Here is a 14,851-nt window from a genome sequence, read left to right as displayed (position 1 = left end):
TAACAATGGCTTTATAACACTGTATCCATACAACATAAATATATTCACGTTGTTCCTGACTTTTTAAATAATTAAATCTATAACGTTGAGGAATTGACTATGCAAGACAGCATTCAGACAGGTGCAAATGCAAATAGTGATTTAAAAAAGATACCCTTTACCAAATATGATGCCGGGTGGGTTGTATTATGTATCGGGATGGCGATCGGTTCCGGGATTGTTTTTATGCCGGTTCAGATTGGTATTAAAGGCATCTGGGTATTTATTGCCGCCACATTATTGTCATACCCGGCGATTTACTGGCTGCAGAATTTATATCTGCGGACATTATCGGAATCGGAAGAATGTGAAGACTATGCCAGCGTTATCACGCAGTATCTGGGGAAAAACTGGGGGGTTGCCCTTGGTATCGCCTACTTCCTGATGCTGCTGCACGGCATGTTCTCCTATTCACTCGCCGTGACCTTTGACAGTGCCTCTTACATCAAAACCTTCGGTTTAACGGAAGGATTGTTATCCGATTCGGTATGGTACGGGCTGATTATCCTGACAGTTCTGGTGGCTATCGCCGCACAGGGGGAGCGCCTGTTATTTAAGGTCTCCGGCCCGATGGTAATAGTAAAATTCGGGATTATCGTATTACTCGGGATTGTAATGGTGCCTTACTGGAACTTTGCCAATATCAGCGCGTTCCCGGACTTCCTGCCGTTCCTGCGGGATGTGTTCCTGACACTGCCGTTTACCCTGTTCTCCATTCTGTTCGTGCAGATTTTAAGCCCGATGAACATTGCCTACCGCAGACTGGAAAAAGACAAGCGTGTCGCAACTTACCGCGCGGTACGGGCAAACCGGGTGGCATATATTATTCTGGCCGTTGCTGTTCTGTTCTTTGCCTTCTCGTTTACGTTCTCGATAAGCCACGACCAGGCCGTCTCCGCATTTGAGCAGAACATTTCAGCACTGGCGATTGCCGCACAGGTGATTCCGGGGGCAGTTGTTAAAGTGATGACCGCAATGCTGAATATTTTCGCGATTCTGACCGCGTTTCTCGGCATTTATCTGGGTTTCCAGGAAGCAATCAAAGGCATTGTGGTGAATATCCTGACCCGCTTTATGCCGCAGGAGCGTATTAATCAGACCGTGCTGCATTACGGTGTGTGTATCGGGGTGATTCTGTCCCTGTGGTTCTGGGTCTCCACCCGCTTCTCGATTCTGTTCTTTATGCAGCTCGGCGGGCCGTTATTCGGCGTGGTTTCCTGCCTGATCCCGTGCTATCTGGTTTACCGTGTGCCGGTCTTACATAAATTCAAAGGTGCAACAGTCTGGTTTATTATCTTCTTCGGCGTGCTGTTGTGTCTCTCTCCGTTCTTTAAGTTTTTCGAATAACGCTGTAAATGAATAATGACGTATTACGCGTGAGGATGTTATGACTAAAAAAACCGTTTCAGATTTTCATATTGATACACAGATAACGCAGCTGGGGCGCGACCCGGCGTCACAATCCGGCTTTGTTAATGCCCCGGTTTACCGGGGATCTACCGTGGTTTTCCCGACTATGGATGCCCTGCTCAATAACCGGGCTGAGTTTAACTACGGTACTGCGGGCACGCCAACCATTAAAAACCTCGAGCAATCCTGGAGCGCCCTTGCGGGCGCCGAAGGAACTGTGCTGTCACCGTCCGGGCTGGGCGCCATTGTACTGGCACTGCTGACCACACTGAAAAGCGGCGATAACCTGCTGATGCCGGACAGTGTTTATCGTCCGACCCGCAATTTCTGCCGAGGTCTGCTGGAAAAAATGGGGATCACCATCACCTATTACGACCCGATGATCGGCGGTGATATTGAGTCTCTGATAAAAAGCAACACCAGCACGATTTTCCTGGAATCTCCGGGATCGCAGAGCTTTGAGGTTCAGGATGTTCCGGCCATTACGGCGGTGGCGAAAAAATATAATATCGCGACGATTATTGACAACACCTGGGCAACCCCGCTGTTTTTCAGAGCGCACGATATGGGCTGTGACCTCTCCCTTGAGGCCGGTACCAAATACCTGGGCGGCCATTCCGACCTGCTGATGGGAATTGTCTCCGCCAACGCGGAATGGTGGCCGAAACTGCGGGAAACCTATGATCTGATGGCAATGCTGCCGGGTGCGGAAGATTGTTTCCTGGCACTGCGCGGGTTGCGTACCCTGTCAATCCGCCTGAAAGAAGCGCAGTCACGGGCGCTGGATATTGCACACTGGCTGAAATCACGTCCGGAAGTGATCCGCGTGCTGCATCCGGCCTTTGAGGATTGCCCGGGGCACGAGATCTGGAAACGCGACTTCACCGGTTCTTCCGGCCTGTTCTCGGTGGTACTGGATCCGAAATTTACACAGGATGATGTCGGCAGATTGCTGGACGGCCTCTCCATCTTCGGCATGGGTTATTCCTGGGGTGGTTTTGAAAGCCTGATCACGCCGTTTGATTGCGCAGAATACCGCACCGTCACACAGTGGAATCCGGGCGGACGGACACTGCGCCTGCAAATCGGGCTGGAAGATGTTGATGACCTGAAGCGTGATTTGGCGGATGGATTTGCACGTATGGCGCATTGATATTCCGCCGGAAACAAGCAATAGTAAGGTATACCGAAAAACCTGCATTTTGCAGGTTTTTTGTTGAACGGAATCAACAAATGCCCTTGCGACAAACTTACCTTACCGATATTGCCGGACTTATCATCTATATGATCCTCGCCTGGCTCAGCCTGAATTTTTTCAGTATCAGTGAATATGACTGGATGCTGGATGACGGCTCTGCGGCAGATGTCTGCGGATTACCTTATGACTCTGAACGCGGTATCCTTGCGCCCTGCGGGTTGCTGATGATTGCCCCTCTGCTTTTCATCACCTGCCGTGCATTTCTGCAGAAAAAACGCTTCCGCATGCTGATCCACAGTGCCGGAGTCATTATCCTGCTGCTCAGATGGTGGTGGTTATTTTCCGGTATTTATCTGCAATGCCCTGCTATCTGAGTGGAATCCGGCAAAAAAAATGCCGCACTGAATGCGGCAATTAAGTCATGAGGGTATTATATTAATACTACATAACATTGATAAGCCAGCCAGCCGAGTACGGCACCTGCCGGTAAATCAATAATATAATGCTGTTTGGTAAACATGCAGGATAAGGCGATTAACAGCGGGAACATGAATACCCATGGTCCGAGTGTGGCATAGGCCAGCAGTGCGGTTAATGTGGCAACAGAGACGTGCATGCTCGGGAAACAGTTGGATGTATCGTCGAATTTCTGCACAAACAGCAGGAATTTTTCGGATGCTTTCTTCCCGGTATTCATTTCACGCCAGTGCGGCGGCGTGGCAACCGGATACACCACAAAGAAAAACATCTGCATCAGTAACAGGATAACATAGCTGAATACGATGATGATAAACTGACGTGAATCCTGAATAATCCAGTTCAGATAGAGAATCGCCGGATAATAAAGAAAGCTGTAGATCCAGGACCACCAGGGCCAGAAAGGAATTTTTTCATCCAGTGCAGAGTTAAATGTTTTAACCGGCCTGACCATATGACGTTGCGTAAAGAAATAAAACTGATAGACACCTACGATAATAATACCACTGAGCACCAGGTGAATAACCCTGTCGATAAACATCATCTGAAAATTTCCTTTTAAAAAAAATCAATTAAACTGCTTTTCTGATTTTCAGCACACCGTGTTTTAGCATACCAGGGCACGAAATACTATCGTGTCATTTTATGTTGAATTGTAAAATCAGAATAATATCAAGCTACTACAGTCATTTATCACAATAAGGAAAATTCCTAATTTTTCAGCAAAATAGTGTCACTCTATTGATTTGACGGATAATATTTTATAAACCCTTCAGGTTCCGGTTTAATTTATCCGGCAGGCTGTTTTAAAAGCGTAAAACCAGCAGGTAACTATTTATGTCAACAACACTCACACTGCGGGCAGTCACACCGGATGAGATCGCCGCACTCAGCAATGCCGGATATTCCGCGTACCGCTATCATTTTTCTGCTTCCCGGGATTCAGAAACAGAACTGAATGTTTACCCGGTCAGTGAATATCACCCGCAGGTTATGGAAAAACCTCTGTAATAGCGTTTCTCATAAATCTGATAAAAATGAGTCTGTTACCGGCAGATAAGCAGCCATAAACTGATTTCCCCTTATCTGTTTATTATCTGCCGGAGAAACATTATGACTCAGACTTCTGCCTTTCACCTTGCCGCAGAAAGTACCCAGCCACAGTTGCATATGCTGACGTTACAGGCACTGAATATGATCCCGCCCGCCTCTTTCGCCGTACCTGCCGCTTCACCGCAGGGAATTGCCACCACCATTCTCAGCATGGTGCTGAAACTGGTTTATAAAAAAATGACAGAGCCAAAGGAAGTGGATGTTATTGGTATTATTCAGGAAACACTGATGAAAAATACCTCTGAATGGCTGGAATCAGAATATCAGGCCGTCCGCAAAGATGCCGAAAGCCTGCAGGATGCTATCAGCTCCTGGCAGAATTCACCGACAGAAGAGGCGCGCCAGCTGATTGTGGTACGCAATAAGATTGCCATCGCAAGTATGAGCCGCTTATGCATTCTCAGCATCAATACCGCAAAAAGAATAGGTATTGTCCGGCTGTGCGGCGTGTGTGCCCTGTCCTGCCTGCTCTATTTCTTTACACTGCGCGATACCCTGGTATTCGGCAAGAGTTGGGGCTATGCCTCTGATATGCTGGAAAAATACAGCAAAACTCTGACGGAACAGGCGGATATTATGTTTAAAGACGTGCTGACTGCAGAAATCAATAATTACACCGAAAATGATGATTTTTATGATCCGGAAAGCCAGGCCAAACGCTCCGTTATTTACTGGACATCCGGGTACACCAATATTCAGGATCATCTGACTTACGGCGCGCAACAAAAATCCACCAGGGTCTGTTCTGAACGCAGCGATATCGCTGCCAATCCGGTTAATGCTGAAAACCATATGGTTTATCTCGGCAATCTGTTCCTGACCGCCGGAAATTCTTCTGCTAACGGCAGCTACAATTATTTATCCGCCGCCAAACCCCGCAGTTATGACAGAGTCGGAGACCCGGTCACACTGCCGGTCAGAAGCGCCGGGCAGTACCATATCCGCCTGTACTATGCCTATATGACCAATTCCCTTAGTTTCGATTATGAAACTCAGTTGCGGATTGAACAGGCCGGAAAAATTGTTACCGATACCCATCTGACAGATTTAACCAAAACGGTGCTGACACCGTATAAATCCGGGTCAAATTACGGCCCGGTCATTTACCGGGAGACCCGGGTGAACCTTGAGGAAGGCGATATTGTGCTGACATTACATGAGGACCGTTCCCTTTCCGGCGGCGGGTTGCTGCAGCATATTGAATTTGTGAAAGTATAAAAGAGGTACAATGCCGTCACCGGAAACCGGCGACGGCATATCCGGATCACTCCGGTTGCAGAATATCCGTGATCTGCTGCGGTGTCAGCGTAATCCCATAAAACGTCTGATAAAACGTGGCTGTTTCATTTCTCATATCAATATCCGCAAAGGCGTCCGGGTACAGCACTGTAGCCAGCCAGAGAAACTGCAATGCCTCCTCTGACGTTTCGCGGCACCACCAGAACATACCACGCGGATTGGTATAGATCCGCCCGTTACGCACGGCATCAATTGACTGCCATTGCGGCGATTGCTGAATAAATTCTGCATCCCGCCGGTTCATCGCAATAATCACCTGCGGATCAGCCGCGATAATCTGCTCTGATGATACCTCTCCGTTAGCACTGCTGTGTGCCGGAAACCAGTTTTCTGCCACATTGACTGCGCCGGCCAGATCCATCCAGTCCTGATTAAGCGATGGCCGCCCTGAGGTATATAACGGGTTTCCCATGCTGTGATACACCCGCAGACGGGCAGACGCCGGAACATTTTTCAGCCGTTCCTGCACGCGGCGGATATTGTCACGGAAATAGCGCTCATATTGCGCCGCTTTCTCTGCCGCATCCGGGCCAAGCGCCTCACCGGTCAGTTTTACCCGCTCCCGCAGTGCATCCATACTGTTGGCTTTAAAAGCCAGCACACGGACACCGGCCTGTGCCAGCACCTCCTGCTGCGGAACGCGGATCCCGTCATGAATAAATAAAATATCTGTCCTCAGACTCAGAATTTGTTCAATATTCAGCTCATTTCCGCCGGTGGTGCCGATGACCGGCACATCATCAATCTGCGGCAGCATCTGACGGAACAGCGGGATCTGTTTGGCAACCCGCGAGGTTCCGGTGATATTACTGCCGTAACCCAGCATCATAATAATCGCATTCTGCGCCGGCCACGGTGTTGCTATCCGCAGTGCCGGTTCCGGCGGGGTTTCCGCCGGGGTACTGAAAGCGCAGGTACTGACAAATAACAGGCATAACGCTGATAAATAGTGCCGCATCACGCTGCCTCCGTGCTAAAAATCAAATGATACGGTAGCCCGGAATTCACGGCCTGCACCGGTAAAGGCATTGGCGCCGCCATTTTTACCGTTACTGTTGCCGGGGAAAATAGACGCCCAGTAATGCTCGTTGGTAACGTTATCCGCAGAGATCCGCAGTGTGACCGGTACATTTTCTATCTGAGTGGTATAGCGGGCACCGAGATCCAGTGTGGTGTAGCTGTCCGCCCAACTGGTGTTGGTATCATTTGCTGCCCGTTTGCCGGTGTAATGAATATTGGCACTGTATACCCACTGCGGAACAGATGGCAGGCTGTATTCCATCAGCAGGTTTGCCTGTACTTTCGGCACCCCTACAACCCGTTTATCCTCAGTCTTACTGTTTCCGGTATCCGTCAGTTCTGCTTTCAGGAACGTGACACCGCTGTAGATATTCAGCCCCTGCCAGACATTGCCGGTGGCAGTCAGTTCCAGCCCGTCATTTACCTGTTCGCCCTGTTTTTTAAAGATCTGGTCGCTATCGGTATAAGCAAACGGCCGTTTGAGGCGGAAAACTGCGGCACTCAGGTTCATATTGCCGGTATTGGCTTTAATACCCCATTCATATTGTGTACTGCGGTACGGGCTGAGTGTTTCACCCCGGTTTTTGACTTTATCATCATCCGGCGCGGTATCCCCGGGCTGGAGAGAATCGGCATAACTGATATAGGTCATCACATCCGGAGTGATTTTGTACATCAGCGCCATATTCGGGCTGGTACCGGTCTGCTGATCACGGTCAGTTTTGTGTCCCTGCTTATCGAAGTTACGGGTCGTGATCCAGCTCTGACTGACATACACCATGGCAGACCATTGTGGGTTAAACGTGACAGTGTCACCAATGATAATACTCTGCTGCTGGTTTTCACTGGCTTTGTAACGTTCCCCGCCGGTTCTGATGCGGCCATCGGAAGGTTCGGTCATGGAAGACGGGTCATACATATTGGTATTGCCGAGCTGAAAGGTTTTACCCCGCTCTTTGGCACTGTAAATTGACCAGGTATAACCGGTGGTGGCGAGAGCAACATCATGGTTTACGGAGCCGGTATCAAACTGACCGTTCAGGGCGAGATTGTTACTCAGCACACGGAAACGACCGGCTGCCGGAGAATCCGTGATTGAACGGCTGATAGTCCCTTTGCTGTCCAGAATTTGCGACGAAACAGAGCGCATTGCCCGATCTGCCTGCTGATAGCCGATACCGCCGCTCAGTGACCAGTCATCATTCATATAGTGGGTAAAACGGGTACTGACGGAATCTGTCGTCAGGTCATTACCGGCGGTATTGAGTGCAAGGTCAGGGTTGGAGCTGTCCGGCGCATTCGGTAAATCAATATCCGGGCCGTAACCAAAGCTGCCGGGAAATCCTTTGGTCACAAAATGATAGTGACTGGCATCCAGCTGTATCTGTGTTCCCGGCCGGATCTGCCAGTCCAGGGCAACAGCGGCCAGCTGACGGCGGATTTTACTGTTCCGGACATAACCTTCACCCTCTTCATCCAGTAAATTCAGGCGGTAGCCGAAAGTCTTCTCTTCATCCACCTGACCGCCAAGATCCAGATGTGCACTGTAAGCATTACGGTTCTGATATCCTACCGTCACCCGGTGCAGCGGATCCTGAGTCGGCCGTTTAGAGATAAAATTAAACTGACCGGAAGGGCTGGCCGGGCCGTAAATTGCACCGGTCAGGCTGTTCACGGCATCCAGCCGCTCCAGCATTTCCACCGGAAACGCGGTGGTGGAGACAATATTCAGGCCGTTCAGTCTGCTGTTTTCCACCACACTACCCTGCATTCCCCGGCTCTGCGGACGGCCCACATCCATGCCGCCGCGGGCCTGCATCTGAGAAGACGGCAGATATTTCAGCATTTCACTGACACTTTTACTTTGCTGATTACGGATCATCGCTTCGCTGACCGTATTGCTGCTGTAGGGAATATCCAGCCACTGGCGGGTACCAAGCGGCCCCATATCAATATCGGTCGCCACAAAACCGGCACCGGCTTGTGTTTGCGGGGTGATATGAGAAGGCTTGTCCGTCACAATTATGGTATCTGCCAGTGCCTGCTGCGCCGGAAAAAGGGCAACAGAAATCAGCGCAGGCAGCAGTGCCCGCGAAATATAGTTAGTCTTCATAGAACCATCCGTTATCGTTTTACTGTCATCGTTATATATTTATATATACAGCGTAAATGATATTGATTTTCGCTTCGGGTAAACGTGATCGGTATCAATGAGTTCCGGAAGAGATAATTTCTCTCGTTATTATTACTTTTTGCAATATATCGGACTGAGAATGTACCCCGTCAGTGCCGTAGCGCAAAATAATAGCGCGGTAACTGCGGGTAATAATATCTGACTATCCTGATGTGCTGCGGCCACCGGTAATAAAATAAAGATGCTCAGATTATTCATGCTTTCTGACAATGCCAGAGCCTCTCCTTTACGTATTCCGGCATGCTCAGCAATGATGGCTGTACTGACGGGAGCGGCAATTCCCAGAGCGCATCCCTGCAATAACATCCACAACATCATCCCGGGAAGCCCGCCTGTTCCGCTGATAAATCCGGCAATCATCACACTCATCACTATCAGGCTGATGAGCAGCAGCCGGGTATCTGTACCGCTTAAACGCCGGAGCAGCGGCATCAGAAGATTCCCGGTCAGTAATCCGCCACCGAATATTGCACTGATAAGCCCTATCGTTTCTGTATTCAGCCCGAACCGGTCACGCAGCAATTCACCACTGAGAACAAACATAACCACTGCAGTACCGTTCCACAGACCTTTTGCCGTGATCAGCCCCGATAATGCCCGTGAATAACATTTACCGGGCCGGATTGACGGTTGAGAGGAAGTCCGGCTGACACCGCGAAACACAAAACAACAGGCTATCCACATGACCAGACTTCCGGCGGCAGTCAGCAGAAAAGGTGCATACCAGCCGCAGCGGACTGTCAGCCATCCGGCAATCACCGGGCCGGAGATAATACCGGCGGTCATACCCGTCATCACCAGTCCCATCGCGGAAGCCTGTCTGTCATGCGGAAATTGTTCTGCAATCAGTGCAAAAACAGATGGGATCAGCGCAGCAGAGGCCAGACCGCCCAGAATACGCAAGCCCACAGCCACACTGAAACACGGTGCCAGTGCCAGTGCGATACCATCTGCCACAAACAGCAATAATGCAGCACGTAACATCCGGTAACGGCCGATACGGTCTGATAATCGTCCCAGCACCGGTGCAGCCACTGCATACGATAAGGTATACACTGCAATAAGCCATGAGGCTTGTGCGGGTGTGACATCAAATGCAGCCGCCAGCGGCGTGAGCATCGGTGAAACCATAAATTCAGTAACGCCGGTAAAAAATACCGTGAATGCCAGTACCGGCAATGTGTAAGGTGAAATCATAAAAATCCTGTATAACAAAATGAAAATAAACGGGTTACGGATTGAATTCACTCATCAGGGGAAAATAAAACAGGCGAAATGACTGGCAGACTGAGGGCGCACTGCAGACAAACAGCAGCATATTCAGAGGATAAATAAGAGGGATGTAAAACAGAGCGGAAAATACAGAAGGTAAAAATACGAAACCAGCAGAGGATACCGGCGGGTATGGTATCAGGAATACCGGCTGCCGGAAACCCGGCAGCATCAGTGGCAACTATAATCAGTTCTGTTTTTGCTGCCAGAAATCATACAGTGATGGCTCACCTTCCGGTTTTTGCTGTGTAAAAGAGAAGCCCGTTTGTTCATGCGGATCGGCCCGTAAAGCCAGTGCAATGGATGCTGTTGATAAACCGTAAGGTTCCGCATCCGCATTGGAATAAGCATAGACAGCACGGGTCACACCCGCCATCCGCATTGCGGCAAGACACATCGGGCATGGCTGTCCGCTGGCATACACCACACAATCTTCCAGCCGGGTCTGCCGGAGGTTGTTACCGGCATGGCGCAGAGCCAGCAATTCCGCATGAGCGGTCGGGTCATGCAGCTCAAGCATCTGATTAACCCCTTCACCGACAATTTCCCCGTTTCTGACCACAACGGCACCAAACGGGCGACCGCCCTTTTCGGCATTCCGGCGGGCCAGTGCTATCGCCTGAGCCAGAAATTCACTATCTGTCATCAGTTATTCCTTATGATTGATTAACGGGGATTCCCATATGGCTTTCCCCTGCCATTGTGTTTCCAGTGTATTGAGAAACTCGCGGACTTTCGGCGCCAGAAATTGTTTTGACGGATATACCGCACTCACGGGTTCTCCGGGCGGTGTAAATGCAGTCAGTACCGGCTGCAATGCCCCTTTCGCTATCTCAGGCCCGGCCAGAAAAGCACCCAACTGGCAAATTCCGCCATCAGCCAGTGCAGCATCAAGAACCGCGCCGGTATCTCCCAGACTGAACCGGCCGCTGACCGGATGCAACTGAACGTTTTTATCCCGCATAAACTGCCAGGGAACATTTCGTCCCCGGTGGCGGAAGATAAGACACTCATGTGCTGCTAACTGTTCCGGTGTTTCAGGTATACCGTGCCGTTCCAGATAACCCGGTGACGCACAGGTCACCAGGCGATGCGGCGCCAGAACTTTACGCACCAGGCGGCTATCATCATTACCGCCGATACGCACGGCCACATCAATACCTTCCTGAATCAGATCACAGTAATCATCAGAAAAACTGACATCAATATCAACATCGGGCCATTGTGCGGCATACTGTTGTATCACCGGCATCACATAATTGCGGCCAAAAACCACAGGAACAGCGACCCGCAATGTGCCGGAAGGTTTTTGTCTGCCTTCATATAATGCATTTTCCGCATCATCCACCTCGGATAATATCCGTTTGGCATGCAGATAAAAACATTCGCCCTCTTCTGTGAGACGCAACCGCCGTGTGGTCCGGTGAAGCAGGCGGGTACTGACACGGTTTTCCAGGCGCTGAAGGCATTTTCCGGCAGCGGAACGTGAAATCTGTAGTTTTTCAGCTGCTGATGTGAAATTACCGGTTTCACTGACCCGTACAAAAACCAGCACATCGAATAAGTTATCCAGCAGTAAACCATTTTTATCTGCCACGATTTGTCCCCGGTGTTTGGCCAAAGATGATATTTATCTGTCATACTGGCGCAGATAGACTCTCTTCTCAAGTAAAGTTATTACCATGAGGAATGTATGTCAGACAGTCATTGTTTATCACCTTCATTGCCGCCTGCCCGCCGGGGATGGTTTTCTGTTGTTGCGCTGACCCTCGCAACGTTTGCCGTGGTCACCACAGAGATGCTGCCGGTCGGGTTACTGACACCGGTTGCGGCAGAGTTCCGGGTGCCGCAGGCGTATGTCAGCCTGATGCTAACCATACCGGCCCTGGTCGCTGCGCTTTGTTCCCCCCTGATTATTCTGTTCACCGGCCGCCTGAACCGTCGTTATCTGCTGATGATACTGATGCTGTTATTAATGGTGGCCAATATCTGTGCGGCAACAGCCACCCACTTCTCTGTTCTGGTCGCGGCCAGGATTATTGTCGGGCTGAGCATCGGCGGGATCTGGGCAATCGCCGGCGGAATAGCTGTCAGGCTGGTCGATTCCCAGCATGTGGCGCTTGCCACCTCTCTGATATTTGCCGGTGTTGCCGCTGCATCCGTACTGGGAATTCCCGCCGGGGTGATCCTCGGTGAATGGGTCGGCTGGCGTGGTGTGTTTGGTATCATGAGCCTGTTTTCCCTGGCCGTGTTGCTGCTGATGCTGAATCTTCCCTCTCTGCCGCCGGTTCAGGCACCAGCTGTCCGCGATTTTCTGACCCAGCTCCGCCGCCCGGTTATCCGGACAGGCTTGCTGATCACATTACTGCTGGTGACTGCCCACTTTATGGCATTTACCTTTGTCCGCCCGATTCTGCAACGGGATCCTCAGTTGCAGGCACATGAACTCAGCGGGTTACTGGCGCTGTACGGCATTGCAGGTATTGCCGGTAATTTCGTGCTGGGGTTATTGTCCGGTCGTCATCTGTTCCGTGCCGTATTCTGCATTACCGGCGGTATTGCCCTGAGCCTGGCAGGGTTACTCCTGCTGCCTGCCGTTCCTGCATCACACATCATTATTCTCACGCTCTGGGGAATGGCATACGGCGGCGTATCTGTGACGCTGATGAACTGGATGATCCGCTACAGCGCACAAGCGATTGAAATAACCGGGTCACTTTATATCGCCTTTTTCAACACCGGTATTGCTGCCGGGTCTGCTGCCGGTGGCATGATGGTGTCTGCGTTCTCCTTACAGGAAAATGTCATTGCAGCACTCATCTGTGCTGCAATAGTGCTGATATTGATTTGCGGTTTTGTTATCCGCTTATACCGGCCGGGACGTCACCGGCAGGCCAATCTCGATCAGGTTTAAATCCGGGTCACGGAAATAGACTGATATTATCGGGCCGGTTGCCCCCGTGCGTTCCACCGGCCCTTCTTCCACAACAATTTTTTCTTTTGCCAGATGCGCCAGCGTCTGTTCAACCGGGGTCCCGGTGAGAAAACAGAGATCTGCTGAACCGGGTACCGGTTTATCCGCATTCGGCAGAAATTCATTTCCTGCCTGATGCAAGTTAATTTTCTGGCGGCCAAACACTAAAGCCCTGCGATCCCCGCGAAACGTAATGACCGAAAACCCCAGTACGCGACGGTAAAAATCACAGGTTTTTTCAACATCGGCCACCGTCAGAACCAGATGGTCAAGGTGTGAAATTGTAATCATCAGACAACTCCCTGTATCGCTGTTATTCGTACATTACGTGGTATCACATTGGCTGAAAATACACAATTCGGGGTATTTTCTTTTTTTAATACATCCGTAATGATGCACTACAGACAGGAAACTATTTCCGGCTGCCGGGCGCGTGTTATGCGGTAAATCAGATATGCGGCACACAGTGCCATCAGCACATTGAACCCGAGGCTGACACTGTAAACTGCGGCCGGGGTGGATAACAGTACCGTATCTCCGCTGTGCCGGAGTGAAAACTGTAAAATAACCGATACTGCGGTTGCACCGGTTGCCGCACCAATCTGCTGTAATGTGGCCGTCAGTCCGGATGCCATCCCAGCCTGTGCCGGTGTAACCCGGGACAGCACAATGTTCAGCATCGGGGTCATAATCATGCCCTGTGTGAACCCGACCAAAAACAGAAACAGGCTGAGTATCGTATTTGCGGTGCTTTGCGGCAGGAAATTCAGCCCGGCAATTAATACCAGATAACTGGCGGCATACCCTAATGCACCGTAATAAATCACCGGTTCGCCCCGTCCGATAATCATTCGCGGGGTAATAAAGGAGGCAATAACAAAGCCGATACTGGACGGTACAAAAATCAGCCCGGCTTCCAGCGGTGTAGCCCCCATACCGTTTTGCAGTAACAGGGAAAGTATCAGCGGAAATGCGGATGAGGTGGCATAGACACACAGCACAGCGCCGGTGCCGGTAACAAATGGCCGGTTACTCAATACCGCAATATCAAACAGCGGCGTTTGTCCGGTGCGTGATAAATGCTGCTGATAACGGACAAAACAGAACAACAGAACCATACCCGTAAACAGCAATCCGGCACTGAAAAGTGTCAGGCCCCAAACCGGTAACATCAGAAGCGGTAACAGAAATGCGGTAATTCCGGCAGCGGATAACAGTACGCCCGGCCAGTCAGTGGTGAGTCCGTCCGCAACGCGCCCCTCCTGTAAATGGCGGGACAATACCAGAGCCAGAATACCAACAGGGAGATTAACCAGAAAAATCAGCCGCCAGCTCATATCAAACAGATTCAGGGTAATAAGCCAGCCTCCCAGTGCCTGACCGGCAATCGCGGCCAGCCCCAGCGTCATCCCCAGCCAGCCGAATGCTTTTCTTGCCTGTGTTTCATCAAAATTCAGGCGAATACCTGCATACACCTGCGGGAACAGTAATGCGGCAGCCAGTCCCTGGATAAAACGGGCAATCACCAGTAATAAGGCTGTCGGTGCGACAGCACACAACAGTGACGCGAGTGTAAAAAAGGCCATTCCGGCCTGATATAACCGGCGGCGTCCGTAAATATCGCCCAACCGCCCACCGGTGATCAGCAGCAGGCCGAAAGCCAGTTCATACCCGGCAATAATCAGTGTCAGTTCAGTGAAACTAGCCTGTAAGCCGCGTTCGATACTGACTATCGCCACATTGACGACAAACAGATCAAAAATAGTGACAAACCCGGCGAGGACTAATACAAACAGTGCAATACGTTGCTGCTGATTCATGTTTTTCTCATTTTGCCATTTTTAAAAGCAGGAAT

14 protein-coding genes are annotated in these 14,851 nt (G+C 50.6%); 6 read left to right on the top strand and 8 right to left on the bottom strand.

Annotation, left to right across the window (positions count from 1 at the left end; translation table 11 throughout):
• Positions 1–99: 99 nt before the first annotated feature.
• The 3 genes from JL661_RS08980 to JL661_RS08970 all read left to right on the top strand — a co-directional run bounded on the left by JL661_RS08980 (position 100) and on the right by JL661_RS08970 (position 3,021).
• Entirely contained in the window at positions 100–1,386 is a 1,287-nt protein-coding gene (locus JL661_RS08980) for an amino acid permease (RefSeq protein ID WP_062771615.1), read from the top strand.
• Positions 1,387–1,426: 40 nt separating this feature from the next.
• Positions 1,427–2,602, top strand: coding sequence for a cystathionine beta-lyase (metC, locus tag JL661_RS08975; protein ID WP_004237615.1), 1,176 nt, complete (start codon positions 1,427–1,429; stop codon positions 2,600–2,602).
• Positions 2,603–2,682: 80 nt separating this feature from the next.
• Positions 2,683–3,021: a DUF2645 family protein gene (locus tag JL661_RS08970; RefSeq protein WP_062771610.1), complete on the top strand. Its 339-nt coding sequence runs from the start codon at positions 2,683–2,685 to the stop codon at positions 3,019–3,021.
• 56 nt (positions 3,022–3,077) lie between these two features.
• On the opposite strand, the gene JL661_RS08965 is transcribed toward JL661_RS08970, so the two are convergent.
• Positions 3,078–3,668, bottom strand: coding sequence for a phosphatase PAP2 family protein (locus JL661_RS08965; protein WP_004237617.1), 591 nt, complete (start codon positions 3,666–3,668; stop codon positions 3,078–3,080).
• Between the two features lie 293 nt (positions 3,669–3,961).
• On the opposite strand from JL661_RS08965, the gene JL661_RS08960 reads away from it, so the two are divergent.
• Together JL661_RS08960 and JL661_RS08955 are read left to right on the top strand one after the other, a co-directional pair.
• Complete coding sequence (locus tag JL661_RS08960) at positions 3,962–4,135, top strand: hypothetical protein (RefSeq protein ID WP_155724825.1); 174 nt, start codon at positions 3,962–3,964, stop codon at positions 4,133–4,135.
• Between the two features lie 102 nt (positions 4,136–4,237).
• The gene (locus tag JL661_RS08955) at positions 4,238–5,455 is read left to right on the top strand and encodes a hypothetical protein (protein ID WP_036417208.1); all 1,218 of its coding nucleotides are present in this window, start codon (positions 4,238–4,240) and stop codon (positions 5,453–5,455) included.
• Between the two features lie 46 nt (positions 5,456–5,501).
• Here the strand turns inward: JL661_RS08955 and JL661_RS08950 are convergent, their stop codons facing one another.
• The 5 genes from JL661_RS08950 to JL661_RS08930 all read right to left on the bottom strand — a co-directional run bounded on the left by JL661_RS08950 (position 5,502) and on the right by JL661_RS08930 (position 11,643).
• Positions 5,502–6,494, bottom strand: a complete 993-nt coding sequence (locus JL661_RS08950) for an ABC transporter substrate-binding protein (protein WP_032098969.1) — start codon at positions 6,492–6,494, stop codon at positions 5,502–5,504.
• 15 nt (positions 6,495–6,509) lie between these two features.
• A complete protein-coding gene (locus JL661_RS08945; protein ID WP_036417210.1) occupies positions 6,510–8,669 on the bottom strand; it encodes a TonB-dependent receptor in 2,160 nt (719 codons plus the stop codon).
• A gap of 132 nt (positions 8,670–8,801) precedes the next feature.
• Complete coding sequence (locus JL661_RS08940; RefSeq protein WP_051997309.1) at positions 8,802–9,947, bottom strand: MFS transporter; 1,146 nt, start codon at positions 9,945–9,947, stop codon at positions 8,802–8,804.
• A 262-nt stretch (positions 9,948–10,209) separates the two neighbouring features.
• Entirely contained in the window at positions 10,210–10,668 is a 459-nt protein-coding gene (locus JL661_RS08935) for a nucleoside deaminase (protein WP_036417216.1), read from the bottom strand.
• 3 nt (positions 10,669–10,671) lie between these two features.
• The gene (locus tag JL661_RS08930) at positions 10,672–11,643 is read right to left on the bottom strand and encodes a LysR family transcriptional regulator (protein ID WP_081113459.1); all 972 of its coding nucleotides are present in this window, start codon (positions 11,641–11,643) and stop codon (positions 10,672–10,674) included.
• A gap of 72 nt (positions 11,644–11,715) precedes the next feature.
• Between JL661_RS08930 and JL661_RS08925 the strand changes: the two genes are divergently transcribed.
• Entirely contained in the window at positions 11,716–12,936 is a 1,221-nt protein-coding gene (locus JL661_RS08925; RefSeq protein WP_062771607.1) for an MFS transporter, read from the top strand.
• Here the strand turns inward: JL661_RS08925 and JL661_RS08920 are convergent.
• Together JL661_RS08920 and JL661_RS08915 are read right to left on the bottom strand one after the other, a co-directional pair.
• The gene (locus JL661_RS08920; RefSeq protein WP_004239294.1) at positions 12,889–13,287 is read right to left on the bottom strand and encodes a VOC family protein; all 399 of its coding nucleotides are present in this window, start codon (positions 13,285–13,287) and stop codon (positions 12,889–12,891) included. The genes JL661_RS08925 and JL661_RS08920 overlap by 48 nt on opposite strands.
• Positions 13,288–13,394: 107 nt before the next feature.
• Positions 13,395–14,816, bottom strand: coding sequence for an MFS transporter (locus tag JL661_RS08915; protein WP_036417222.1), 1,422 nt, complete (start codon positions 14,814–14,816; stop codon positions 13,395–13,397).
• Positions 14,817–14,851 lie beyond the last annotated feature (35 nt).

The sequence above is a fragment of the Morganella morganii genome (genome assembly GCF_019243775.1).
GTDB lineage: Bacteria > Pseudomonadota > Gammaproteobacteria > Enterobacterales > Enterobacteriaceae > Morganella > Morganella morganii.
Note: the sequence above shows the minus strand (reverse complement) of the source record. Positions and strands in the feature narration are given on the sequence as shown.